The organism is Corynebacterium silvaticum (assembly GCF_002162115.2).
Taxonomy (GTDB): Bacteria; Actinomycetota; Actinomycetes; order Mycobacteriales; family Mycobacteriaceae; genus Corynebacterium; species Corynebacterium silvaticum.
Genome location: NZ_CP021417.2, coordinates 321,712 through 347,980, shown reverse-complemented (window position 1 = coordinate 347,980; position 26,269 = coordinate 321,712). Strand labels below are relative to the sequence as shown.

The following is a 26,269-nucleotide window of genomic DNA, read 5'->3' as shown; positions in this document are numbered from 1 at the left end:
CAGCTTTTCTGCACGTCCCTGCATTTCCATAGACAAAGCGCGCTCCGACGCCCGCTAGACCCCCTAACGTCTATGGAAATGCAGGGTCTTGCTTATTCACCCACTCATATTCGATCTAAAATTCGACGCCAATCCACACCGGCTCAGGCTCCAAAGCCACTCCAAAAGTTTTTTGGACACCGTCGCAAATATCATGTGCCAACGCCACCAGATCTGTTGTGGTTGCGTTGCCCCGGTTGGTCAGAGCCAGGGTGTGTTTAGTGGAAAGACGAGCAGGCGCGCCTTCGGGGTAGCCCTTCTTATATCCAGCCCTATCTATCAGCCAGGCCGCAGAAAGCTTCCATGCGCCGGGGCCCATCGGGTAGCACGGCATGGCGGCCGCATCCTCTGGTTCGCACAGCTCCGCCATCCGAGTCCGCACCGTTTCCAAGAGTGCATCGCTGACAATCGGGTTGGTAAAAAACGATCCGGCAGACCACGTGTCGTGGTCATCGGGGTCATAGACCATTCCTTTCCCCCGGCGCAGCTGCACAACGGCTTCTCTTACTTCCCGCACATTCCAGCGAATCGCTTCCTCGCCAGGGGCCGCTACGCCCAAGAGGCGCGCTAATTCCCCAAAGCGCAAAGGCGCAGAAAGCCCGTCCAAGGATAGCTGCAGCGTGATGCCCAGCACTACGGCCCGGCCCGTGAACTTCAAGTTGGAGTACCTATATGCCAGCTCTAATTCCGCAGCCGGAACCTCGGAGACCTCACCAGTGCCACGATCCAAAAGCTCAACGCTTACCAGGACATCTGCTATTTCTGCACCATATGCCCCAACATTTTGCACGGGGGTCGCTCCCGCAGAGCCGGGGATTCCGGAAAGACATTCGATGCCTCCGAGCCCTGCGTCGACAGCAAACGCGACGACGTCGTCCCACACCGCGCCAGCATCTACTACAAGACGCCCAGTGTGCATATCTGCAGAAATCTCTTCGCATTCTACGATCACAGCGACGACCGGAATATCGCCATCAGCGATCACCAGATTAGACCCTCCACCAACGATGAGAAGGGGGATGCGGTGGGCGTCGAGAAGCCTCACCACATGCGCCACAGCCTCACGTGAGCCGCAATGAACAGCGGCGATAGGCGTGCCGCCGAGATGGAAAGTGGTGAGTTCGGAGAAGGCAAGAGACTCGATGCGAGTATCGGCATGGCGCTCGATCTCGGGTCGAATTTCGGCGAATGTTTGGGTCAGCGATGTATCCGTCACCCCTTTAAGGGTAGTCTGTACGCATGACAACGCGTAGCGAGAACACTGTCACCATCAATCAGCCAGCTGAAAAGGTGCATGCAGCCCTGACTAACCCCGATTACTGGGCGTTCGTCGTGGAAAACCTGAGCCCCGAACCAGGTCAGGTTCACGAGTTCGCAGACGCCAACGGCGGCGCCGTAGTAACGCTCTTTGAGGTGCTCCCCCTTGAGGTGCTCCCCGAAGCTGTTCGTGCGATGATCAGCCAGGCATTGAAGGTTAAGCGTGTAGTGACTGTCGGCGGCCTCAACGGCGACTCCGCCCCCATCAGCTACACCGCCGACGTAAAAGGCACCCCTGTAGATTTCAAGGGCGAGATTGCTCTGACCGGCGCTGGTCAATCCACCACGCTGTCCTATGCCAACGAGGTCACCGTGAACATCCCGTTCATGGGTGCAGCCATCGAGCCCAAGGTTGGCGAGGCCCTCGGCGAGCTCTTCCAAAATGAAGGCAACCTCACCGCACAGTGGATCTCCGAGAACCTCTAACTCGATTTTTTAACATTTGACCGATGGCCGACCATGCCCATAATCTCCGAACTTCCTTTGGGCACGGTCGGCCTTTGTCACGTCCTGTCGGCGTAATCACCCGTGGGACAACAGGATTCAATCGCCTCCGCAGGTGCGATAGGTGGATGGCGCATCACCCAGATATACGGGCGGCACTGCGCAGAGCCGAAACCCCACTGGCCCTGGATGTGGACTATGGGGCGAGTTCTACCACCACGGTAGACTGGGCCCGTTGGTTGCGCACAATACGCCCTACTACACAGGTCACAGGGCTAGAAATCGATCCGGAGCGGGTTCTGCCTCCGCGTGATGGAGTTACCTTTGAGCTCGGGGGTTTTGAGCTAGCGGGTTATCAGCCCACGATCGTGCGAGCTTTCAACGTTTTACGCCAGTATGACGTAGACCAAGTGCACGACGCATAGAACATGGTTACCTCGCGACTCCAGCCAGGCGGATTCTTCATCGAGGGCACATGCGACGAACTCGGCCGGCGCTCAACATGGGTATTACTTAATCACTCAGGCCCGCTATCACTCACCCTTGCGTGAGATCCCTTCGACGTAGAACGCCCCTCCGACATCGCAGAGCGCCTTCCCAAAGCCCTCATTCACCGAAACGTTCCCGGCGAGAAGATTCACCAGCTACTTTCGCTTGCCGACGCCGCCTGGAACCACAGCGCCCCATGGGCATCCTATGGACCCCGCGTGCGCTGGAGAGCTGCCCGCGCTTCCCTCGCGGAGCAAGGCATCCCCATGATGCCTATTCGTCGCCCCGTGCGCGACAGCCTCCTGACTGTCCCATGGTCTCTTGTAGACCCAGTGCAGCGCTGATTCCCCACCGAACCGCTAAGAAGTTCGCACGTACATTAGCGCCTCGTGATTGTCACGGCCTTTTCCCTGTGATTCCAGCCAAAACGGTTTTTCATCTATTTTCATTGCATTTTCCAATTGAGTAAATAGGTTCGACCAAAAGCTGATCAAACACATATAAACACCGCATGTCGCAGCCCGCTTTCACCTTTACCGACCACAATCCAAGCAGCTAGCGGCCCATTATTTCCGGTAAGTGTACAGGTTTTCACCGTTTTCTACACGGACGAGGTCAGACACAATCACACAACCCCAAACCCCATTTACGCCGTTGTGAGCCACAAGTAAAAACGAATCTAAGTGAGATAACTCACCCCTTTCTGTTTATGCAGAGATGGGTCACTATTACTACACTCGAATTTGTTCATGGCAAAAGCCGTCAAAAATAGCTCAGCCCCGACGTACGAACCTAGGACCGAGTAAAAACTAGCGGCTATGCCATCTAGGAATCTCTGTATCCCCGAACCCGCAGGGATCACAGCAACTCGATTTAGAGAGGGCACTTTCTCGATGACCACCGCCCAACAAGAAACGAACGTGTCTGCTTGGGAAGGCTTTGCAGCCGGCCCATGGCAGGAAGACATCGATGTTCGCGACTTCATTCAGCGCAACTACACCCCCTACGATGACGACGCCAGCTTCTTGGCAGGCCCCACGGAGAAAACACTCCGCGTATGGGACACACTGGAAAAGAACTACCTTTCCGTAGAGCGCAAGAAGCGCGTTTTCGACGTAGACACCGATACTCCTGCTGACATCGACGCGTTCCCTGCTGGCTACATCTCCGAAGACGATAACGTCATCGTTGGCCTGCAGACAGACGTTCCACTGAAGCGCGCAATGATGCCTTTCGGTGGTTGGCGCATGGTCGAGACCGCTATTAAAGAAGCGGGCAAGGAAGCAAACGAAGATATTAAGAGCATCTTCACCAAGTACCGCAAGACCCACAACGAGGCAGTCTTTGACATTTACACGCCTCGTATCCGTGCAGCTCGTTCCGCTCACATCATCACCGGCCTGCCCGACGCATACGGTCGCGGCCGCATCATCGGCGATTATCGTCGTGTAGCACTCTACGGCGTTGATTTCCTCATCGAGGAAAAGAATCGCGCCAAGGACTCGGTGGCAACCGAGCACTTCTCCGAGCACTGGGCACGCTACCGTGAAGAGCACTCCGAGCAGATCAAAGCTCTGAAGAAGCTGAAGATCATGGCAGCTTCCTATGGCTTTGACATCTCTCGCCCGGCCAAGACCGCTCAAGAGGCTGTTCAGTGGACGTACTTTGCTTACCTAGCATCCGTTAAGTCCCAAGATGGTGCCGCAATGTCCATCGGCCGCCTCTCCGCATTCTTGGACATCTACTTTGAGCGCGATCTCGCCGCAGGCCTCATCACTGAGGAAGACGCTCAGGAAATGATCGACGCCCTCGTCATCAAACTGCGCATCGTCCGCTTCTTGCGCACCATCGATTACGATCAGATCTTCTCCGGCGATCCTTACTGGGCAACCTGGTCCGACGCTGGCTTTGCAGAAGACGGCCGTTCGATGGTCACCAAGACCTCCTTCCGCCTGCTGCAGACTCTTCGTAACCTGGGTCCTGCACCAGAGCCAAACATCACCATCTTCTGGGATCCCGAGCTACCCGAGGGCTACAAGGACTTCTGCGCCGCAATCTCCATCGAGACCTCGTCCATTCAGTACGAGTCCGACAAGCAGATTCGCGATCAGTGGGGCGACGACGCCGCCATCGCTTGCTGCGTGTCCCCGATGGCTATCGGCAAGCAGATGCAGTTCTTCGGCGCCCGCGTGAACAGCGCAAAGTCGCTGCTCTACGCTATTAACGGCGGCCGCGACGAGGTCTCCGGCAAGCAGATCACCGAGCCCGGACTGTTCGCTCCCATCGAGGGCGATGGCCCCTTGGACTTCGATGAGGTCTGGGAAAAGTACGAGAACATGCTCGACTGGGTCGTCGGCACCTACGTTGAGGCACTCAACATCATCCACTTCTGCCACGACCGCTACGCCTACGAGTCCATCGAGATGGCGCTGCATGACTCCAACATCATCCGCACCATGGGCTGTGGCATCGCAGGTCTGGCTATCGTCGCCGATTCTCTCTCTGCCATCAAGCACGCAACAGTCACTCCTGTGCGCGATGAGACCGGATTGATCGTTGATTACATCACCGAAGGCGACTTCCCTCGCTACGGTAACGACGACGACCGCGTCGACGACATCGCCGCAACCATCGTCCACACGGTGATGTCCAAGATCAAGGAAATCCCGCTCTACCGCGATGCCATCCCGACCCAGTCGGTGCTCACGATCACCTCAAACGTGGTCTACGGCAAGGCAACCGGCGCGTTCCCATCCGGCCACAAGGCTGGTACTCCGTTCAGCCCTGGTGCAAACCCAGAGAACGGTGCGGATACCCACGGTATGGTCGCTTCCATGCTCTCTGTGGGCAAGCTGGACTACCAGGATGCTCTCGACGGCATCTCCTTGACCAACACCATCACTCCTTCCGGCCTTGGCCGCACAGCTGATGAGCAGGTCAAGAACCTGGTCGGCATCCTCGATGCCGGATTCATCATGGACGAAGACTAAGCCTTCGCTCCATCCCTAACAATTCATTCCCACAAGAAATCGGAGAAACTTATGTCTTCTAAGACCTTTGAAGAGCGCCTCAACGACATGAAGACCCAGCGTGACCAGAACAACGCAAACGCAGGTCTGTACCACGCAAACATCAACGTCCTCGATCAGAAGACCCTTGAGGATGCCATGGAGAACCCTGACAAGTACCCGAACCTCACCGTTCGCGTCTCCGGCTACGCCGTGAACTTTGTCAAGCTCACCCGTGAGCAGCAGCTCGACGTTCTCTCGCGCACCTTCCACCACTCCGCATAAGGAGTAGCGCGCTCAGCGTGCATCTTTAGCTGCCACCGCCTCGAGTTCGCTTGAGACGGTGGCATACTTTTGCCCAGATTTTTGTTGTACTTCAGTGACAGCGACTGGCCTACCAACCACCCTTAGTTTTAGCCCCTCGCAGATCTACCGCCCCGCGTACGTCGCGATCGAAAGGAATCCTCATGGCCGATGGAATTAACTCCACCGTTACGGTCGAACGCTCAGATGACCCGCGTCTTCGCGGCACGGCCGCAGGCATCGGAACAGATCTTGAGCTTGAGGATGTTTCCCATAAGGAGCTGATCGAAGCCCGGCGCACCGGCGACATCGCCCTGGTGCATTCATGGGAGCTAGTCACCGCCGTCGACGGGCCCGGTACTCGCATGACCATGTTCATGGCGGGTTGTCCCCTGCGCTGCTTGTACTGCCATAATCCTGACACTATGCAGATGAAGGCGGGGACGCTCGAACGGGTGGAAGATATCGTTAAGAAGATCAAGCGCTATCGCAGGGTCTTCAAAGCTTCCGGCGGCGGGCTTACTATCTCCGGCGGCGAGCCCCTCTTCCAAATAGCCTTCACCCGCCGAGTGCTCAAAGAGACGCACGACGCAGGAATTCATACCACCATAGATACCTCGGGTTATCTGGGAGCTCGCCTCAGCGACGAAGACTTAACAAACATTGATCTTGTGCTTCTCGACGTCAAAGCAGGCGACGAGGAGACCTACCACCGAGTCACTGGCCGTGAGCTACAACCGACTATTGATTTTGGTAACCGCCTCCATGCAGTGGGCAAGCCCGTGTGGATTCGTTTTGTGCTTGTCCCAGGGCTTACCGACTCCCCGGAAAACATCAATAACGTGGCGGACATCGTTGAGCAGTGGAAAGACAACGTAGAACGAGTTGAGGTGCTTCCCTTCCATAATATGGGCGCAGACAAGTGGCACGAGCTTAACCTTCAGTATGACCTCGAGGACGTCAAGCCTCCGACAGAAGAATCGGTTGCGTTTACCAAGAACGTTTTCCGTTCTCGTGGTCTGCTGGTTCCTTAGCCAACCTCCGGCCCGGCTCCTCGCACAGGAGTCGGGCCTCAGCTTTTCCGTTAGTGGCGATACTGCGAAAAATAGGCGACACTGGAACCCGTGTCTAAAACTATTGGTTCTCGCATTAGTAAACTCATCCTCACAATCATCATTGCTCTTCTGGTTCTCTTGCTGCTGGCCGAATTCGGCTTGCGCTGGACTGTCAGTAAACAACTCAAAGATGCTGTGGGTTCCAATTCCACTGGTCAAGAGGCCAGTATCTCTTTCGGACCAACTCCCCTACTTTTTTCGGCTGTGACTCGCAACGTCCCCCACGTCACTATTGACTCGCCTTCAACGGTCAGCATTAAACACCCTGGCGATGCCAATGTTGTCCCAGAGGTCACCGGCACGCCGCAGTCTTTTATTAACGTTGATTCTTTAAATATTGCCGATCCCGATAACCCGGTTGCAGGTTCGCTCTCGCTTCGCACCACGCTTACCGACGACTACCTCCTGGCGGTACTGCAAAAGAGCATCGCTGAAAATCAGACGCGCCAGCCTGCCCCGGCTGAAGGAACCGGCAACGACCTGGGCGCACTTGCCGGAGCTTTCCTGCAACAGCTTATTCAGGTCACAGGGATCACTTCTAATCCCACAGATGGCACGGTAAAAGTCGATATCACAGGCGGAGCAGCCAACCTCACGCTTAAGCCGGAGGCTATCGACGGCCGCCTGTCCTTCACTGCCACCAATGCGAGCCTCCTCGGCGTTGAGCTGCCCTCCACGGTCTCTGACGCACTGACCAAGGGGCTTCGCGATCAAGCGAGTGCCATGGCAGGAAACCTCATGATTAAAAGCGTTGAGGTGGTAGACCATGGCGTCAAAATCGAGGTTGTCGGAGACAACATCAACCTCAATGAGCTCGGCAAGGAGAAAACCAGCAGTCCGTAGCTCCCGCGCGCTAGAGTCCGGTGACCAAGACTCCGTATGCCCCCGCTGCCTTGTGCACGGGGGCTTCGCTTATATCGCATATAACGTATAGGGGAATTCCATCTGTCTCATGCGCCCCCACGCTATAGGAGACCACGGCGTCCACGCCTATCTTTGCCAGCCACGCATGCGCACGGGCACGTAGCTCATCGTGGAGGATGGTATCGTCGACAAGCACTGCGAGCTGGGCAGGGTGCGGCACGGTCTCACGCGCCACCGCAATCTCGCCGATAAAAGCAGCGCCGGTGGCGTCGAGAAGCGAAGCTGGATCAGGAACATAAATCACCATCGTCGCGCCAGATTGCACCGCGAGCCGAGCCTCAGACGCCTTAATCAGCACGTGATGCTTACCCGTGGGGTATCCCGCCCAAGAGACCACAAGCTGCTCCCTCTGGCCGGCTGGGGCGTCGATTGCGTGCAGGAGTGAGGGCTCCACGCAGATCCCCATCCCCTGTTGCCTAGCGTTTGCCGTAAGTTGCTGCACATCAGTGGCGGTTGCCAGCGGGTCAAGGAGCGTGACCACCACCGTATTATCGCTCGTCATGCCCGTTTACCAGCCGTAATTGCCGTTAAGGATGTTCTTGATCTGAGGGCGAACATCGAACCAATACAATCCGATGATCACCAGACCAACCCAAGAAAGGAACTGGACTTTCAGATAAACCATGAGGGCCGCCAGTACAAGCAGGCCCACCCAGATCCACTTGTTCTGTCGGTCTCCGGCTTCAAAAGCATCGGCTCGCGTCGTAGCGGCTAATCCCGCGCCAACCAGAGCAGCAGCCACCGCGAGGTACACCGCAGCCACAACGATGTAACCGAAAATCAGGAAAACAAAGGTCATGAAGAGAATTCCTTGGATAGATGCATGAGGATGAGCGGTGTCTACAGCGTTTTAGGCCCCGCCTACACCCCAAAGAGTGAATATGAAACAGTGTAGATGGCCAAGCCTGCAAGAGCACCCACCACTGTTCCGTTAAGACGAATGTATTGCAGGTCTTTGCCCACCATCAACTCAATCTTGTCGCTGGCCTCGTCCGCGTCCCAGCGTTCGATGGTCTCTGAAATAATCGACGTCACCTGATCCGCATAATTGTCTGCAAGGAACGCTGCAGTCTTGGTGATGCGAGCGTCGAGATCTGCACGCAACGCATCATCGGCGTGAATTCGGTTTCCCCACTCCAACGCATACTCTTTGATTTTTTGCCGCAACAGGGAATCCGCGTCTTCCGCAGCAAGGATCACGTTCTTAGACACACTAGCCCAGATCGTCGACGCAGCATCCTGCACCGGCGCTGAACCCATCACATCGTGCTTGACGTCTTCCACCTTCTGAATCACAACCGGATCCGTCTGCAGATCATCAGCAAATTTCTCTAGGAAGCGTCTGATCGCCTGACGGGCCTCATGATTCTTATCGCGCTCCACCGCAGCCGTCCACTGAATGAGCTCGCGATACACCCGATCGCCCACCAGCTCATTAACAAACTTTGGTGCCCAGGAAGGCGCGCGCTCCCCCAGGATCTTGAGGACTAAGCTTTCCGACGTCAGCGCCTTCTTATGCAGCCAAGAAACCAGTTGATCCACTATTGGTTCCGTTTGGCCTCCCTGATTGAGCTGCTGCAACAGCCTGCCAAGAGGTGGGCCCCACTCCGGCTCCGCGAGCTTTTCCACGATCGCTTTTCGGATAACAGCCTCTGCGTCCTGAGGATCCAGCGCCTTGACAGCCTTCGCCGTAAAGGCACCGACCTCACGCGACACGGTCTCAGCGTTAGCTGGCTCCGACAACCAGTCGCCGATGCGACTCGCCACATTCGCCTGAGACACTTTCTCTGTGATTTGTTCTGCGTTAAGGAAGTTCTCGCTCACAAACCCGCTCAGTGCCACACCTACTTGATCCTTCTTCCGACGCACAATCGCCGTATGAGGAATCTTGATGCCCAAGGGGTATCGGAACAAGGCAGTCACTGCAAACCAATCGGCCAAGCCACCGACCATTCCGGCCTCAGCAGCAGCCCGAACAAAGCCCACCCATGCAGGGGTGGGGTCAGTCACCGAGGTATACCACTGACAGCTCAAAAAAATCGCTGCAGCAACAAAAAGTAATCCCGTCGCAATAGTCTTGTGCTTCCGTAGCGCACGCCGCTTTTCGGCCTCTGCTTCAGGCGAGGGGCCAGGAACCGCGAGTCCGCGTGGAGCTGCATGTTGTGCCATGTCACTCATTATCCCGTACTCCCCACACCAGTCGGTAGCCAGTTCGCCCAGAGCACGCCAAAGACACCCCAGGTATAGAGGCGAACTGTCTGGGCTACAGCCTCGGAGGATGCTCGCAGCTTAAGTCCGTAAGGCCGGACTTTGCTGGGAGACTACAGTGCATTCCACCCGGCCACTATGTAATTAATGCCGATCAGCGTCGCAGCCAGCGTCATAAGTATCCATAACACTTTCCCCTTTTGTCATTCATAGCCTTGATGCTAATCGTGGACGCACAAAGGCTCCGATTTCCCTTAGGAATATCGGAGCCTTGTGAGTGGAGGTGTCGCGAAACGATTAGTTCATGCGACCGGTTTCAGCGCGATACTGACGGTAGTTGCGACGCCCACGGTGGATCAGAACAAAACCACCGATGAGCAGAACAAAACCTATAACCGCGCCGATGATCACGTAGGTAGCCCAAGCTTCTTGGCTTCCTACAGAAGCAGCACCCAAGCCAAAGATCAGCGCACCGAATCCTGCGAGGGAAACAAGAATGGCACCCATGCCCACCCACGTACTCGTACGCTGTAGCGACGAATGCGGTGCCCAGAGGCTCGCGGGGTCGTAGCCATCGATGTAGTGCATGCGCCCCTCGAAAACTGGGTATCCCGCAGTCTCCTGCGTCGCAGGTGCTGAATGAGACATAATGTGCCTTTCTAAATTTTTCCCTGTGAGTGAGTCAGCTCGTTGCGTTAAACCTTAGCTTAGTCGTCCTTACCGCGGAAGAAAGCGCGGGCCCGCTCCTTGTTAATAGCCGCAACAGCGGACAGCGGAATGTCTGCCGGGCAGACATCGGCGCACTCGCCGTACAACGAGCAGTGACCAAAGTTGGTCTCAAGCTCATCGATCATATTGCGGGCGCGCTTGCCGCGCTCTTCACGGCCCAAAGGCATAAGAGCGAGGTGCACAAGCTTTGCTCCGGTGAACAGGTGTGCTGCGCCGTTGGGGCAAGCAGCCACGCAGGCGCCACAACCGATGCATGCAGCGTGGTCGAGAGCAAGCTCAGCCTTCTCGTGGTTCTGGTAAATGGTGTCTGCATCAGGGGCCGTGCCTGCGTTGATGGAAACGTAGCCACCCTTTTGCATCACGCGGTCAAGAGCCGAGCGGTCAACCGCAAGGTCCTTGATCACCGGGTAAGCAGCAGAACGGAAAGGCTCAATCTTGAGGGTCGAGCCATCTGCTACGTGGTCAAGACGCTGCTGGCAGGAAGGCTTGTTCTTATCCAGGCCATGTGGGCGGCCGTTAACTAGCAGACCACAGGTGCCACAGATGCCTTCACGACAGTCCGAAGCGAAGACGAAAGGCTCTTTGCCTTCCTCAACCAAGCCAGTGTTGACGTGGTCCAGAAGCTCAAGGATCGACATCTGTGCTACGGCGTCGTCGACGTCGATGGACTCGAAATGACCTTCGCTGTTAGGACCGGCCTGACGCCAAATTTCAAGATGGAGTTTCATTACTTGTAGTTCCTTGTCATCAGCGGGATCGATTCGAACGTGAGCGGCTCAGCATGGCGAATGAACTCATTTTCCTGTGCGCCTGGCTCCCATGCGGAAACGAAGCACCAGTTGTCGTCGTCACGCTCAGCTTCACCTTCAGGAGAGAGGTGATCGTCACGGAAGTGCGCACCACAGGACTCGTCGCGGTCGAGTGCGTCAACGCACATGAGCTCGCCGAGGTCGATGTAGTCCGCTACGCGACATGCGTACTCAAGAACCTGGTTCATTTCCTCTGCCTCGCCGGTAATGCGGAGGTTCGCCCAGAATTCCTTACGGAGCTTCCGGATGTTCTCAATACCGGTCTTCAGGTCTTCGATGTTGCGGGCAACGCCACAAGAGAAGTAGAGGATATCGCCTAGCTGGCGGTGGTAGTACTCAGGACCATGAGGGTCGTCGCCCTTGATGTTCATGAGCTTGTCGATACGAGCCTGAGCTCGTGCGACTGCCGTTACTGCCTCAGGAGCATCCTCAGCAAGCTTGGCCTCTCCAAGGTGGTTAGCCAAGTAGTTCGGAATAGTAAACGGCAAGGTGAACCAGCCGTCGACCGAAGCAGAGAGCAAGGAGTTAGCACCCAGACGGTTTGCACCGTGGTAGGTCCAGGAGCACTCACCGGCGGCAAAGAGGCCGTCGATGGAGGTCATCTCGTTGAAGTCCGTCCACAAGCCACCCATGGTGAAGTGGCAGGTCGGTGCAATACGCATCGGAGCCTTGAACGGGTTCTCGCCGATTGCCTCTTCATACATCTGGAAGAGGTTGGAGTAGCGCTCGCGGATCGTGTTCTCACCAAGACGCTCAATTGCATCACGGAAGTCGAGGTATGCGGAGTTGTGCAGAGGCCCAACGCCGAGTCCCTTGTTGATCTGCTGAGAAATAGCACGCGACGCCACGTCGCGAGGCACGAGGTTACCGAATGCCGGGTAACGGCGCTCAAGGAAGTAATCGCGCTCGTCTTCAGGGATCGTGTTGGGGTCGCGATCGTCTTTGGGCTCGATTGGGGACCAGATGCGGCCGTCGTTGCGCAAAGACTCGGACATCAGGATCGTCTTCGACTGCCATTCCGAGTTGACCGGAAGGCCGGTCGGGTGGAACTGAATGAAAGACGGAGAAGCGAGGTAAGCGCCGAGGTCATACGCACGCATCATTGCCGACGCGTTGGAGTTCTTAGCCAGCGTAGACATGTGGTAGACATTGCCGTAACCGCCAGTAGCCAAGATGACTGCGTGGCCCGTGTGAGGGGTGAGCTCACCGGTGATCAGGTTACGAGTGACGATACCGCGGCAGGCTTTCTTGCCGTTTTCCTCGGTGAGGATCAGGTCATGCATGTCTGCATGCGTGAAGATCTCTACCGTGCCGAGACCAATCTGACGCTGCAACGCAGCTGCTCCGGAGAGCTGAAGCTGCTGGCCTGTTTGACCACGCGTGTAGTACGTGCGAGAGACCTGCACACCACCGAAGGAACGGGTAGCCAGGGTTCCGCCGTACTCGCGGGCGAAGGGAGCGCCAATGGCGTTCATGTGATCAATAACGCGTACGGATTCGTATGCCAAGCGCCAACAATCGGACTCGCGACAACGGTAGTCGCCACCCTTCACGGTGTCCTTCACGTGGCGGTAAGCGCCATCGTTATCCACTTTCTTGCCACGAGCGGAGTTCACACCACCCTGCGCAGCAATGGAGTGCGCACGGCGAGGAGCGTCATGGTAGGTGAAAACCTTAACGTTGTAGCCCAGCTCGCCGAGGGCAGCAGCAGCGCCACCACCGGAAAGGCCGGTTCCCACAACAAGAACCGTGAACTTACGACGGTTCAGTGGGGAGACCAGGTTCATGTGGTCTTTTTGGTACTCCCACATGTCCTTGGTGGGAACGCCCTTAGGCTCGTTCGACTCAAGGATGCTGCCCAGTTTCACGCCATCGACGATGGAGGCTGGCTGGGTGAACTCAGGGCGAGTAGCGGTTTCAGAGTTAATGCTCATTGTTATTACCTTTTCGTCCTAGCTGATCCAGCCGCATGCGATAGACAGCGGAATTGCGATGTTGCCAATCATTACGATTGCGGGAACGAGGTAAGCGAGGAAGAGAATGATTGCACGCCAGCGCTTACCGGTGATGCCCAAATCGCTTGCGGCAAGCCAAATGCCGTGCGACAGATGCATGAAGAGTGTCAGCATCGCAATGATGTAGAAGATGGTGACGGGCCAACGGCTAAAGCTTGCCACCATGTTGGCGTAAATCTGACCGTGCTCGAACACCTCGGAGGCGGCTGGTGTGGCACCAACAGTCAGGTCCAAGATGTGGAAGACGATGAAGGCAAGCAAAATGATGCCGGTTACCAACATCGTGCGGGTGGTGAAGGAATTCATGCCCCCCATGAGGTTGGTGCGACGGAACTTACCGCGTGAACGGCTCGAACGGCCGATGAGTGCAAAAGCGCCGTAGATGTGCAAGACGATGCAGAGAAGCAGCGTGATGCGGAACAGCCACAGGAATGCACCGTGCGGGAAGAGCGGGTAAAGAAGGTTGCGCAACCACTCGCCATAGACGTCGATCGGATGCGTACCGTCCTCATAGAACGGCAAGAAAACCTTAAGGTTTCCGACCATGTGGAAGACCACAAAGAAGCAGAAGATCAGGCCAGTGACGGCCATAGTGAGCTTCAGTGCCCAGGTCGGGTACTTTGGCCGCTCACGTAGCGGCTTTTCAGTGATTTTGCCGTGCGCGATTGCGTCACGGTCGATGTTATTTACAGTCATGGCACCTCCAGTGTCGTATTAACTTTACGACCCACCGCCATGGATAAACCACTTACCACAACCTATGGTGACCCCCCTCACACAGCATAAAAATACCCACCTACCCGCAATTTAGGATAGCCTGACTTAAAATATCACCGCTTGAGACTTTCAAAAGGGCACCTCTACCGGCCCTTTCACCCGAGCGCAAGGCGACACCTATGAGATATATCGCATTGGTTTTTTAACTTTTTATCAACACACCCCCACACCTATTCGGCGTCATCCGAAATGCGTACTTTTATCAACCATGAGAGCACCCCTCCAGTACTCATTTAGCAAGGCCAGTGCCACATTACGACCATTGAAATTCCGCAAATTTAAACATAAGCATAGAACCCACAATTTGTTACCCGCGTAAACGCAAGTGTCTGCTGGTATCAAAAACCAACAAATACACCTCCCCGGTGAACTTGCTCACGTATCCTTGAAGTCCATGAGCAAGACATACGTTGGTTCGCGGCTGCGGCAGCTGCGTAAAGAGCGTGGCCTCAGCCAGGCTAATTTAGCCGGCACGCTTGAACTTTCGGCAAGCTATGTCAATCAAATCGAGCACGACGTCAGGCCACTTACTCTTCCCGTGCTCCACCGAATCACCGAAGTCTTTGGCGTCGACTCCACATTCTTTTCTAAAGATGACGACTCGCGACTCCTAGCAGAAGTCCACGACGTCATGCTGGACAAAGAACTCTGCCCTGAAGACATTGACCTACAGGAACTCTCTGACCTGGTAGATCATCATCCCGATATAGCTCGCGCCGTCGTGGAGATGCATCGTCGTTACCGCAATGTCCGCGACAAGCTCTCGGCAGCCACAGATGTCCGCCTGGTCAACAGTCTCGGCGAGACTCAAGCGATCTCGGAAGCCCTATCCATGCCGCACGATGAAGTTCGCGACTTCTTCTATGCACGCCAAAATTATCTCGACGATCTCGACCATTCCGCCGAGGCCATCTCCGCCGAGTTAGGTATCACCACTTTCAACATCCGCGCCAACGAAGCATCTCTTATAGACCGATTGGAATCGCGGCACGGGGTCACCATTAAAGCCGGGATAGACATCGGCAGTACCTTGCACCACTTTGACACGCAGACCAGGGTTCTCACCTTGTCCACCCGTCTTATCACTGGTCAACGCGCTTTCAGACTCGCCACAGAGCTCGCTTTTTTGGAGGCCAACGAGCGTATCGACGCCCTCCTCGCCGATGCCTACTTCACGTCCGTGGAGGCGCGCACCCTAGCACGGCGTGGCATCGCTTCTTATTTTGCGGCTGCCGTCATGCTGCCCTACCGGCTATTTCATTCCGAAGCAGAGCGCTCCGGCTATGACATCGAGTACTTATGCCAGATGTTTGGGGTGGGGTATGAAACGGTATGTCACAGGCTCTCAACATTGCAGCGCCCCAACCTGCGAGGCATCCCCTTCACCTTATGTCCGCGTCGATCGCGCCGGCAATATTTCCAAACGACAGTCGGCCACAGGATTCCACTTCACTCATGCTGGTGGCACCTGCCCGCTGTGGAATGTCTACGAGACCTTCACCAGTCCCGGCACCATCATGCGGCAATTGGCGCAAATGCCCGACGGGCGCAACTATCTCTGGGTCGCCCGAACAGTGCGGCATCACCAGGGACGTTTTGGGGAGACTGGAAAAATGTTTTCCATCGGCTTGGGGTGCGAGGCACGCCACGCAGCACGAACAGTCTATGCCCATGGTCTCGACGTAAAAACCTTTGCCAACGCCGTCCCTATCGGGGCAGGTTGTCGCGTATGCACTCGCGAGGACTGTGCACAACGAGCATTCCCCGCGGTCAATAAACTCATCGCTATCGACGCCCACACGTCCTCCGTGGCGCCATACTGATACAGATTCCATAGCTAAACCCCAGGTCGCAGATCGTTTTCCGCGAACCTGGGGTGATAAGCCACTAGCTTTACAGGTTAATCATGTGTCCCATGATGCCTTCTGCAGCTTCCTTCATTGCTTCAGACAGGGTCGGGTGAGTGTGAACGTTGCGTCCGATTTCCTCAGCCGTCAGGTCAAAGCGCTGAGCCAACGTGAGTTCTGGCAGCAGCTCAGAGACGTTTGCACCCACCATGTGAGCACCGAGGAGTTCCCCGAACTCAGCATCTGCGATGATCTTGACAAAGCCAGCGGACTCGCCGAGGCCCTGTGCCTTGCCGTTAGCAGAGAATGGGAACGTGGCGGACTTGATCTCGCGGCCCGCGAACTTCTCCTTGGCCTGCTCCTCGGTGTATCCGAAGGAAGCTACCTGCGGGTTGCAGAAGGTAGCGCGAGGCATCATCATGTAGTCGCCCAGCTCTTGGGTCTCCGCACCAGCGATGGTCTCGGCTGCCACAACGCCTTGTGCCTCAGCGACATGCGCCAGCTGAAGTTTCGCGGTTACATCGCCGATAGCGTAGATGTGGTCAACGTTTGTACGCATGAAATCGTCGATTTGAATAGCGCCACGGTCGGTAAGCTTTACGCCGGTGTTCTCCAGGCCATAGCCCTCCACGCGTGGTGCAAAACCGATGGATACCATGACGCGCTCCGCCTTGATGGTCTCCGACTTGGATCCATCCTTGGACTCCACGTCCACCTCTACACCATTGCCGTTATCACGGATGGCAGTAGTCTTGTGGCCGGTGAGGAGCTTCACGCCAAGCTTCTTGTACTGCTTAGCGATCTCCTTGGAAACATCTGCGTCCTCGTTAGGAAGCACGCGATCCATGAATTCTACGATGGTGATCTCTACACCGTAGTTGGCAAGAACGTACGCAAATTCCATACCGATGGCGCCTGCACCAACGATGACCATGGATTTAGGTGCTTCTTCCTTGAGGATCTGCTCCTCAAAGGAAACAATGTTGCCACCGATCTCTACGCCTGGCAGAGAACGAACGACGGATCCTGTCGCAATGATGCAGTCGTCAAATGTAACGGTCTTTCCTGCGTCTTTGCCCTCGGAGATTTCAATCGTTTTAGTGTCTTTGAAGCTACCGAGTCCGTCGATCTCAGTGATCTTGTTCTTCTTCATCAAATAGTGAACGCCCTTGACGATTCCCGAAGAAACCTTGCGGGAACGCTTGTGCGCGACACCGAAGTCAAAAGAAACATCACCGGAGATGCCAAAGGTCTTTGCCTCATGGTTAAAGATGTGCGCGACCTCAGCGTTCTTGAGCAAAGCTTTGGACGGGATACATCCAACGTTGAGGCAGACACCTCCCCAGTACTGCTTTTCAACCACGGCGACTTTCTTGCCGAGCTGGGCTGCACGGATGGCGGCGACATAGCCACCGGGGCCAGCGCCGAGTACTACAACGTCATAATGTTCAGTCACAAGTCTCTAGAATACGTGTCTCTATCCAAAATGTCGTGTAGTAGCTCACCTTTGCCCAATTGAACTCACTCCAGCGAATAAAAAAACCACATTTACCCGGCCACAATGACCCGATTCCCCTACCCAAAAATGTGAGCCTTCAAGCTTTCGCCTCCCCCGCGTTACCCCATCCGCACAAGAGTTGAGCAAGCAAAAGCAACTGCCTCACAGACAGAAAATAACGCAAGCCCCGGACGTTGCCACACAGTTCCCGGCTTGCGTTATTGCACGTGATTACGCGTGAGTTTTTTATTAAAGCAGCCCGATCAGGTGCCAGAAGTTGCTCAAACCCGCAGAGCCTGCCTGAACAGTGGCGCCGACAGCCTCATTGATAAAGGCCTGGATAGAGCCGAGTGGATTGCTGAAAAAAGCAGCGATCTTTTCCATAAAAGTTACATCCTTTTCGCTTGAAAAAGTCTGGAAGAACAAAAGTGACAATCAGAGTGTAAGCCTAAACGCCCGTTTCCGTCGCCTTCGAATGATTCAAAATAACATGAAGCAGCCCTACCTAGAGCAACCTTCTGACTAATATGACATATAATGAAACCTTGCTCAACGCTTAGAAAAATCTCACAAAATGTTGTGAGCGTCACGCATTTTTGCGCAAAAAACTGGTTTTATTTGGGGCTGGCTACTACCCCACACCATAGGAACCTGTTAACGTTCTACGTGAAGAAAACGATGTAAATGTTGACGCCAGCAGGCTTTCGGGCAATGGCGAGCGTCGAAAAGCATGTCCTTCCATTTGCCCACTAACTGGATAGAAAACAAGGAAGAAAAAGCAGTATGAAGTTCCTTCGGTCGATCGCGGCCTTCTCGGTTGCTACTGCAGCTACTGTTAGCCTTCTCGGCACAGCTGTCGCACCTACTGCCGGCGCAGCTGAAAAGACTCCCGCACAGATCAGCAACGGCACCGCTCTAGCAGACGTGCACTTTGGTGCAACGCCGGACATTAGCCCGGTATGGCGCGAGAAGCTCGACAACGATCGTGTGGTTGAGGCATGGGCGCACTCCCCATCCATGAATCGCAACATCCCGATGGTGGTCCTCAAAGCTTCGAGCCCCAACCGCCCAACTGTTTATCTCCTTAACGGTGGCGACGGTGGAGAAGGCCGCGCTAACTGGGTCATGCAGACCGACGCGATGAACTTCTACAAGGAGAAGGACGTCAACGTTGTCGTTCCTATGGCAGGTAAATTCTCCTACTACACCGACTGGGTATCAGAGAACGCTGCCCTAGGCGGCAAGCAAAAGTGGGAGACCTTCCTTACCAAGGAGCTTCCAGGACCGATGGAGTCCATGCTTAAGGCAAACAACAAGCGCGCTATCGTCGGCATGTCCATGTCCGCCACCAGCTCGCTGCTCCTCGCCGCGCATGCAAAGGGCTTCTACGACGCAGTAAGTTCTTTCTCTGGCTGCGCAGCCACCTCCACTCCTATGGCTTATCAGTTCCTGCGCCTGACGCTGCAGCGCGGCCAGGCAACCCCTGAGCAGATGTGGGGCCCCATGGGTTCTGACTACAACCGCTACAACGACGCAGTTGTCATGGCTGAGGACCTCCGCGGCACGGAGATCTACGTATCCAACGCCAGCGGCATTGCAGGTGGCCACGACACCTTGGCTAACCCTCGTTACGCTGGCCTGGACCCGGCAATCGCTTCCACTGGTCTTACCGCGGTAGTGGTAGAGGGTGGCCTCATCGAAGCTGGAACCAACATGTGCACCAACGACCTCAAGGTCCGCTTGAAGTCCTTGAACATCCCAGCCGACTTCAACATGCGCAACACAGGCACCCACTCCTGGAGCTACTGGCAGGATGACCTCCGCGCTTCTTGGCCGACATTCGAGCGCGCTTTTAACAAGTAAACCTGAGCTCTTCTTTCCCAGTTACACCGCCCGCCAGCGATCTTCCGCCGGCGGGCGGTCCCTTTAATGAGTAATCTCAGAGGCAATGACTACTACATCTTCCCCACGGCCAGAGCACCGTGAATTAGCTGATCTGCCCTTTGATGCTGCGTTGCTTGAAACCATCGACGCCCCGGAAGCACTTGACTGGGCCAAACGCTGGTCTGACTCCACGGAATCGGCACTTGATTTTTCCGTTCTCCAGCAGAGGATGCGCACTGCGCTGAACGTCGACACCAAAATTCCTTATGTGATTCGTCGTGGTGAATACCTCTATAACTTCTGGCAAGACGCAGATCACCCCAGGGGCCTTTGGCGTAGAACTACGCTAGACGCGTTTCTCTCAGGAGCAGACGAATGGCACATCCTGGTAGACGTGGACAAGCTTGCACATGAGGAAAAGGAAAGCTGGGTGTGGAAGGGCGCCCATGTTCGCCCCCATCACTTTGACCGAGCGCTTATCCAGCTGTCCCGAGGTGGCGCTGATGCCGTAGAAATTCGCGAGTTCGATTTATGCGCTAACTCCTTTGTCACCGATGACCCCTTTTATATTTCAGAGGCCAAGACACTCGTCAGTTGGGTGGATAGAGATACTCTCCTTATAGGGACAGATCTAGGCCCAGAAACGCTGACTGATTCTGGATACCCGGCGCGAGCCTATGTGTGGCAGCGCGGCACTCCCATACACTCTGCCCAAGAATTTTTTGCTGGTAAGACCAGCGATCTGGCAGTTTCAGCGTGGGCAGATTCTACGCCCGGTTTTGAACGAAAATTTGTCCGCCGATCCCTGGATTTCTACCGTTCGCGCACCTTTATCGAACGCGACAACGCGTTGCAAATAGTAGAGGTGCCCGAGGACTGCGAGCTCACGTTTCATCGGCAATGGATGTTTGTCTTTCCACGAGAAGATTATGCTGGGGTGCCCGCTGGCGGGGTCGGTGCCATTGATTTTCAGCGTTTCTTAGATGGGAGCCGAGACTTCCATACGGTGTTCACTCCTACCCCTACGACGAGTATCCAGGATATTTCTTTTACCAAGACCCGGATTATCTTGACGGTACTGGATAACGTTAGCTCCACGTTAGAGGTGTTAAGGCTCGATTCTCTAGAGTCCGAGCACGCGGACATTCAGTTGCCGCCCCTCACCACCGCACGAGTCGTTTCTACCTGTGATGATAGCGACGAGGCGTGGTTGGGTGCTTCCTCTTTCACGCAGCCCGATACGTTATTCCGCGTCAACGTGAGCGAGTCTCTTATTCCTGGTGAAGTCCGGCATGCCCCGGCGCTTTTCGACGCACACGGTATGGAAACTCGCCAACACTGGGCCACCTCTGCAGATGGGACAAAGATCCCGTATTTTATCGTCGGCGATTTCTCCCGTGGTCCTCGTCCCACGCTGGTAGGCGGTTATGGTGGATTTGAGGTCTCGTTGGTTCCTGGCTATTCAGCCACGCGGGGTTTGGGTTGGCTGGAGCAAGGCAACTTTTATGTTCAGCCTAATCTGCGTGGTGGTGGCGAGTTCGGTCCCACGTGGCACGAAAGCGTTATCAGGAAGAACAGACCTCTTATCTACCAAGATCATCAGGCTGTGCTTAACGACGTCGTCTCCCGCGGGTATGCCTCCTCCGTCTTCGTGCGGGGTGGCTCCAATGGTGGTTTGCTCACGTCTGTAGCTCTCACTTCTTATCCTGAACTGATTCAAGGTGCCGTTGTCCAGGTCCCACTGCCTGACATGTTGCGGTACCACGAATGGTCTGCCGGGGCATCGTGGATTGCTGAATATGGCGACCCCTCGGATCCCCAAGAACGCGAAGTCTTGGCGAGTTACTCCCCGCTGCACAACATCCGCGAGCATTCGGAAGTTTCCTATCCGCCAACGCTGGTTACCACTTCCACGAGAGACGATCGCGTCCACCCCGCACACGCCCGGTTATTCGCCGCCGCGCTCGCCGATTGTGGACAGCCGGTTGATTACTACGGAAACGTTGAGGGTGGGCACGCGGGAGCTGCCGATAACGGCCAAGTTGCGTTCATGGAAGCCCTGATTTTCACGTGGTTGCAGAACCGTGCAGCCACTGCATCTGATGGCTGCACAATCTCCACTGAGGGAGGTTCTCATCATGTCTAGGCCACGATTGCGTTCTACGCCTGTCCCGGGGACTCGGGATTCTTATACCGGAGTGGATTTTAACCTTGGATTCCACGTCCGTTGCTATGAACTCATCATGGATTATGCGGTGGGCCCCAATCGGCTGGCGGCAGAGGCGACCTTATACATGGACAACTACCTGCCGCTTTCGCATCTGACTCTTGACTTCGCCGACAGCCTCCGGGCCACGTCAGTGAATATCACGGTAGCTGGCGGCGTGCACACGGATGTGAAGCGATTCCGGCAGTCGGGCAATAAGCTGCGTGTCTCTTTTACTGAGCCGATCCCCGTGGATGCGGAGTTCGCGCTCAGCGTGCGTTACTCCGGAAACCCGCATCCTATCCGTACTTTGTGGGGTCTCATCGGCTGGGAGGAACTCAGCAATGGCTCACTTGTGGCTAGCCAGCCGTGCGGTTCGCGTTCCTGGTTGCCTTGCGACGACACCCCTGATGAGAAAGCAGTCTTTGACATCACGTTCACCTGCGATTCCGATTATTCTGTCATCGCCAACGGCGGACTCATAAGTAAAAACACAAGCGGAGCCCGCACTACCTGGCATTATCGCTCTGAGCATCCACTTGCCACGTATTTATCCACCATCCAGGTCGGCCAATATCGGGAAGAATCTCTCAATCAGAGCCCTCCGCTCACCACGGTGCCGGTTAAGGGTTTTGTTCCCTCCCATATGGTCTCCGGCTTCCGTCATGATTTTGCGCAGCAGGAAAAGATGCTCGCCATATTCAGTGAGCTTTTTGGCCGTTATCCCTTTGATTCCTATTCAGTAGTGATCACGGAAGATGAGTTGGAGATTCCGTTGGAGGCGCAGGGGTTGTCTATCTTCGGAGCAAACCATGCGCGCGGCCACAACCAGTGGGAACGCCTCGTCGCCCATGAGCTCTCGCATCAATGGTTTGGCAATTCTCTTGGTCTTGCTCAGTGGAACGATATCTGGTTGAACGAGGGTTTTGCGTGTTATGCGGAATGGCTGTGGTTTGAGTATTCCGGCCGTGGGCCACGTGCTCACGAGTCTGCGTGCTTCCATTATGATCAGCTCGCCGCACTGCCTCAGGATGTACTTCTTGCAGATCCCGGTCCAAAGGAGATGTTTGACGACCGCATTTATAAGCGCGGAGCTCTCACCGTCCATGCCCTGCGCTGTGAGCTTGGCGACGCCGCCTTCTTCCGCACCGTCCAACGCTATGTCGCGGCAGGCCGCCATTCGGTGGTAGAGCCGCATGACCTGCGCCGCGAAGTCCTCAAGGAAGCCTCCAACCCACAGCGCTGTGAAGAGCTCTGGACCAACTGGCTCTATCGGACGGAACTGCCAAAGTTCCCCAACCCATAAAACGCCCCGTAAGGTGTGATTCCGTGAGAAAGAATTTGCTTGTTACCGGCGGCGTCGGCTTTATCGGTTCTAATTTTGTTCGCTGCACCCTTGAAACCCGCGACGATTATCGCGTGAGGGTGCTCGACAAGCTCACCTACGCGGGGAATAGCGCCAACCTCGACGGCTGCGACGCGGAGCTGGTTGAGGGCGATATTTGCGATGCGACGCTCGTCGATAAGCTTATGCGCGACACAGATGTCGTGGTGCATTTTGCGGCGGAGTCCCACAACGACAACTCCCTTGAAGACCCTTCTCCGTTTATTCACACCAACGTAGTGGGCACGTTCACGCTGTTGGAAGCTACTCGACGCCACCACGTGCACTTTCATCACGTTTCCACCGATGAGGTCTTCGGTGATCTTGAGCTTGACGACCCAAACCGCTTCACCGAGCACACCCCCTACAATCCTTCCTCCCCTTATTCCGCGACCAAGGCCGGTTCTGACCACCTGGTTCGGGCATGGGTGCGGTCTTTTAACATCTCCGCCACGTTGTCTAATTGCTCAAACAACTACGGCCCGTATCAGCACATCGAAAAGTTCATCCCGCGGCAGATCACCAATATCCTGAGTGGGATTCCACCCAAGCTCTACGGAACCGGGGAACAAGTGCGGGACTGGATCCACGTAGATGACCACAACGATGCTATCCATGCGATTCTCGACCGCGGACGCATCGGAGAAACCTATATCATCGGCGCTGACAACGATCATGTGAATAATAAGCACGTCATCGAATTGATCTGCGAGCTCATGGGCGCAGATTCTTATGAACACGTCGCCGACCGCCCCGGCCATGACATGCGCTATGCCATGGATTCCACCAAGCTGCGCACAGAACTGGGCTGGCAGCCCCGCTTCACGGACACTGCGACCGGTATGCGCGAGGGATTGGCTCATACGATTCAGTGGTATCGCGACAACGAGCACTGGTGGCGACCGCTCAAAGAGACAGTAGAAAACAACTACGCCAAGCGGGGACAGTAGACGATGAAGATAGAAACCTGCTCTATTCAGGGCATGATGGTCATCCATCTCGATCTGCATGAGGACTCCCGCGGCTGGTTCAAAGAAAATTGGCAAGAGTCCAAACTCGCAGACTTAGGATTCTCCGGTTTCCGACCAGTACAAAACAATATTTCTTTCAACGCGGAAGTCGGCGTAACCCGAGGGCTGCACGCAGAGCCTTGGGATAAATACGTCTCCGTAGCAACTGGTTCGGTCTTTGGGGCCTGGTGTGACTTACGCGAAGGTTCCGCGACATTTGGCGCCACGTTTACCTTGACTATTACTCCCGAGATAGCTGTCTTTGTTCCGCGAGGGGTTGCCAACGGGTTCCAAGCCCTTGAATCCACTGCATATACCTATTTGGTCAACGACCACTGGTCGCCAGATGCTCACTATTCTTTTGTGAATCTCGCTGATCCCGCATTGAATATTTCTTGGCCGATCCCCCTCGATCACGCAACGCTCTCTGACAAAGACATGGCGCACCCTCCGCTGACCGAAGCTACACCCGTCCCTCCCAAGAAAATGCTTATTACCGGCGGGAACGGACAACTTGGACAAGCCTTAAAAAAGGTTTTTCCCCATGCCGAGGTCTGTTCTCGCGCCGAGTTAGACATCACCTCAGACATCACAGAGGCGCGTCGTTGGGCGGACTACAGCGTGATCATCAACGCCGCCGCCTATACAGCCGTCGATACCGCCGAAACTGATTCGGCCGCCGCGTGGCGTACAAACGCGGAAGCACCCGCACGCCTTGCTGCAATTGCGGCTCGTTATGGGATCACGTTGGTGCATATATCCAGCGACTACGTCTTCGATGGCACCTGCCCTATCCACGACGAGCACGAACCCTTCAGCCCACTGAGCGTTTATGGCCAGTCAAAAGCCGCAGGCGATACTGCGGTAAGCGTTGCCCCACAGCATTACGTAGTGCGCACCAGCTGGGTAGTGGGAGAAGGGAAAAACTTTGTGTCCACGATGGCTTCCCTTGCTGCACGTGGGGTTTCTCCGCAGGTGGTGGACGATCAGCTAGGCCGACTCACCTTCACCGATGATTTAGCTGCGGGTATTCAGTTCTTGCTCGATAATCACGCGCCCTATGGGGTGTATAACCTGAGCAATTCTGGTGAGGTTGTTTCTTGGGCGCAGGTGGCGCAGCGGGTGTTTGAGCTGGCGGGTCGTTCTGCTTCCGACGTGCAGCCGCTCAGTACAGCCGAATATTTTGCGGACACGGTAACCGCCGCCCCGCGCCCCCAGTACTCAGCCTTGGACTTGAGTAAAATCACTAAGCTCGGGTTTTCCCCACGTGATTGGCAAGATGTGCTCGCTCACTACTACGCGCGCTACTGCTCACAGTACTGCGCCACATCGGATGCAAAGGAGATCTAGGCTGTGAAGGGAATCATCTTGGCGGGCGGGTCGGGAACCCGGCTGCACCCCATAACGCTCGGCATTTCCAAGCAGCTTATGCCGATCTATGACAAGCCCATGGTCTACTATCCGCTGACCACGCTCATCCAGGCGGGTATCTCTGAAATCTTGGTGATCACCACCCCTGAAGACCAGCAAGCCTTTCAGCGTCTCCTAGGCACTGGCGAGCAATGGGGTATTTCCTTGTCTTACGCGGTGCAGCCATCCCCCGATGGACTTGCGCAAGCATTAGTGATCGGCCGTGACTTCATTGGCAACGACGACGTGGCGCTCGTCCTCGGCGATAATATCTTTGACGGCAGCGACCTCGACGCCTCGCTTCAACGTTGCTACACCCCAGGTAAAGCCACCGTTTTTGCCTACGAGGTCTCCGATCCGCAACGCTACGGCGTGGTTAACTTTGATGCTCGCGGAATGGCCACCGCGATCGAAGAAAAACCAGCCCACCCGACATCCAACTTTGCCATAGTCGGCCTCTATTTTTATCCTCACGACGCTGCCACAATCGCAGAAAACCTTATCCCCAGCGAGCGCGGCGAACTAGAAATCACTGCGCTGAACAGCGCCTACCTGGAGCAAGATAGGCTGCGTGTCCACAAACTAAAACGCGGAAGTGTGTGGCTGGATACCGGCACAATCGACTCTATGAGTGAGGCCTCTTCCTATGTTGAGGTCCTACAAAAACGCACCGGCTCCATCATCGGTTCCCCCGAGGTTGCCGCGTGGCGAGCAGGTTTTATCAACGATTCCCAGCTACGCGCGTTGGGCCACTCCCAACTGAAGCCTGGCTACGGCAGGTATCTGCTGCGTGCCTTAGGCGAAGGCTGGTGACCGACAGCGGGGGTTGAGTATCCCCGCTGGTCACAACCCA

At 55.6% G+C, this 26,269-nt stretch carries 18 protein-coding genes and 5 pseudogenes; 13 read left to right on the top strand and 10 right to left on the bottom strand.

What is annotated here, in order from left to right:
* Positions 1 to 115: 115 nt before the first annotated feature.
* Positions 116 to 1,255 (bottom strand): UDP-N-acetylmuramate dehydrogenase, encoded by a 1,140-nt coding sequence (locus CBE74_RS14015; protein WP_087453317.1) that lies wholly within the window; start codon positions 1,253 to 1,255, stop codon positions 116 to 118.
* A gap of 23 nt (positions 1,256 to 1,278) precedes the next feature.
* Here CBE74_RS14015 and CBE74_RS14010 point away from each other — a divergent pair, with 23 nt between their 5' ends.
* The 6 genes and pseudogenes from CBE74_RS14010 to CBE74_RS13985 all read left to right on the top strand — a co-directional run bounded on the left by CBE74_RS14010 (position 1,279) and on the right by CBE74_RS13985 (position 7,572).
* On the top strand, positions 1,279 to 1,782 hold the full coding sequence (locus CBE74_RS14010; RefSeq protein ID WP_134316153.1) for a DUF2505 domain-containing protein: 504 nt from the start codon (positions 1,279 to 1,281) through the stop codon (positions 1,780 to 1,782).
* Between the two features lie 23 nt (positions 1,783 to 1,805).
* Positions 1,806 to 2,633, top strand: a pseudogene (locus tag CBE74_RS14005) (class I SAM-dependent methyltransferase).
* Positions 2,634 to 3,107: 474 nt separating this feature from the next.
* Positions 3,108 to 5,009, top strand: a pseudogene (locus tag CBE74_RS14000) (pyruvate formate lyase family protein); the annotation flags it as partial.
* Positions 4,989 to 5,582, top strand: a pseudogene (gene grcA2, locus CBE74_RS24735) (autonomous glycyl radical cofactor GrcA2). The pseudogenes CBE74_RS14000 and grcA2, both read left to right, overlap by 21 nt.
* 182 nt (positions 5,583 to 5,764) lie before the next feature.
* Positions 5,765 to 6,634, top strand: coding sequence for a pyruvate formate-lyase-activating protein (gene pflA / locus CBE74_RS13990; protein ID WP_087453314.1), 870 nt, complete (start codon positions 5,765 to 5,767; stop codon positions 6,632 to 6,634).
* 90 nt (positions 6,635 to 6,724) lie between these two features.
* Positions 6,725 to 7,572 (top strand): annotated as a pseudogene (locus CBE74_RS13985) (LmeA family phospholipid-binding protein).
* On the opposite strand, the gene CBE74_RS13980 reads toward CBE74_RS13985, so the two are convergent.
* The 7 genes from CBE74_RS13980 to CBE74_RS13950 form a co-directional block, all read right to left on the bottom strand.
* Entirely contained in the window at positions 7,569 to 8,141 is a 573-nt protein-coding gene (locus tag CBE74_RS13980; RefSeq protein ID WP_087453312.1) for a beta/alpha barrel domain-containing protein, read from the bottom strand. The pseudogene CBE74_RS13985 and the gene CBE74_RS13980 overlap by 4 nt on opposite strands.
* 6 nt (positions 8,142 to 8,147) lie before the next feature.
* Entirely contained in the window at positions 8,148 to 8,438 is a 291-nt protein-coding gene (locus CBE74_RS13975) for a DUF2516 family protein (protein ID WP_087453311.1), read from the bottom strand.
* A gap of 62 nt (positions 8,439 to 8,500) precedes the next feature.
* A complete protein-coding gene (locus CBE74_RS13970) occupies positions 8,501 to 9,808 on the bottom strand; it encodes a DUF445 domain-containing protein (protein ID WP_087453310.1) in 1,308 nt (435 codons plus the stop codon).
* A 336-nt stretch (positions 9,809 to 10,144) separates the two neighbouring features.
* Positions 10,145 to 10,495: a hypothetical protein gene (locus tag CBE74_RS13965; RefSeq protein ID WP_087453309.1), complete on the bottom strand. Its 351-nt coding sequence runs from the start codon at positions 10,493 to 10,495 to the stop codon at positions 10,145 to 10,147.
* A gap of 59 nt (positions 10,496 to 10,554) precedes the next feature.
* Positions 10,555 to 11,304, bottom strand: coding sequence for a succinate dehydrogenase/fumarate reductase iron-sulfur subunit (locus CBE74_RS13960; RefSeq protein WP_087453308.1), 750 nt, complete (start codon positions 11,302 to 11,304; stop codon positions 10,555 to 10,557).
* Positions 11,304 to 13,319, bottom strand: coding sequence for a fumarate reductase/succinate dehydrogenase flavoprotein subunit (locus tag CBE74_RS13955; protein WP_087453307.1), 2,016 nt, complete (start codon positions 13,317 to 13,319; stop codon positions 11,304 to 11,306). Before CBE74_RS13955 ends, CBE74_RS13960 begins: the two co-directional genes overlap by 1 nt.
* Positions 13,320 to 13,337: 18 nt before the next feature.
* The gene (locus CBE74_RS13950) at positions 13,338 to 14,096 is read right to left on the bottom strand and encodes a succinate dehydrogenase cytochrome b subunit (protein WP_087453306.1); all 759 of its coding nucleotides are present in this window, start codon (positions 14,094 to 14,096) and stop codon (positions 13,338 to 13,340) included.
* Positions 14,097 to 14,571: 475 nt separating this feature from the next.
* Between CBE74_RS13950 and ramB the strand changes: the two are divergent.
* A pseudogene (gene ramB, locus CBE74_RS13945) lies at positions 14,572 to 16,000 on the top strand (acetate metabolism transcriptional regulator RamB).
* Positions 16,001 to 16,070: 70 nt separating this feature from the next.
* Here ramB and lpdA read toward each other — a convergent pair.
* A complete protein-coding gene (lpdA, locus tag CBE74_RS13940; RefSeq protein WP_087453305.1) occupies positions 16,071 to 17,480 on the bottom strand; it encodes a dihydrolipoyl dehydrogenase in 1,410 nt (469 codons plus the stop codon).
* A 291-nt stretch (positions 17,481 to 17,771) separates the two neighbouring features.
* Positions 17,772 to 17,906 (bottom strand): hypothetical protein, encoded by a 135-nt coding sequence (locus CBE74_RS13935; protein ID WP_259484390.1) that lies wholly within the window; start codon positions 17,904 to 17,906, stop codon positions 17,772 to 17,774.
* 399 nt (positions 17,907 to 18,305) lie between these two features.
* Here CBE74_RS13935 and CBE74_RS13930 point away from each other — a divergent pair, with 399 nt between their 5' ends.
* The 6 genes from CBE74_RS13930 to rfbA all read left to right on the top strand — a co-directional run bounded on the left by CBE74_RS13930 (position 18,306) and on the right by rfbA (position 26,229).
* Positions 18,306 to 19,385, top strand: a complete 1,080-nt coding sequence (locus tag CBE74_RS13930; protein WP_087453304.1) for an alpha/beta hydrolase — start codon at positions 18,306 to 18,308, stop codon at positions 19,383 to 19,385.
* A gap of 85 nt (positions 19,386 to 19,470) precedes the next feature.
* The gene (locus tag CBE74_RS13925; RefSeq protein ID WP_087453303.1) at positions 19,471 to 21,552 is read left to right on the top strand and encodes a prolyl oligopeptidase family serine peptidase; all 2,082 of its coding nucleotides are present in this window, start codon (positions 19,471 to 19,473) and stop codon (positions 21,550 to 21,552) included.
* Entirely contained in the window at positions 21,545 to 22,918 is a 1,374-nt protein-coding gene (locus CBE74_RS13920; RefSeq protein ID WP_087453302.1) for a M1 family metallopeptidase, read from the top strand. The genes CBE74_RS13925 and CBE74_RS13920 overlap by 8 nt, the downstream gene beginning before the upstream one ends.
* A 23-nt stretch (positions 22,919 to 22,941) precedes the next feature.
* Positions 22,942 to 23,946 carry a dTDP-glucose 4,6-dehydratase gene (gene rfbB / locus CBE74_RS13915; RefSeq protein WP_087453301.1) on the top strand — a complete coding sequence of 335 codons (1,005 nt, stop codon included), beginning with the start codon at positions 22,942 to 22,944 and terminating at the stop codon, positions 23,944 to 23,946.
* Positions 23,947 to 23,949: 3 nt separating this feature from the next.
* Positions 23,950 to 25,356, top strand: coding sequence for a dTDP-4-dehydrorhamnose reductase (rfbD, locus tag CBE74_RS13910; RefSeq protein WP_087453300.1), 1,407 nt, complete (start codon positions 23,950 to 23,952; stop codon positions 25,354 to 25,356).
* A gap of 3 nt (positions 25,357 to 25,359) precedes the next feature.
* The gene (gene rfbA / locus CBE74_RS13905; RefSeq protein ID WP_087453299.1) at positions 25,360 to 26,229 is read left to right on the top strand and encodes a glucose-1-phosphate thymidylyltransferase RfbA; all 870 of its coding nucleotides are present in this window, start codon (positions 25,360 to 25,362) and stop codon (positions 26,227 to 26,229) included.
* The last annotated feature ends 40 nt before the right edge of the window (positions 26,230 to 26,269 follow it).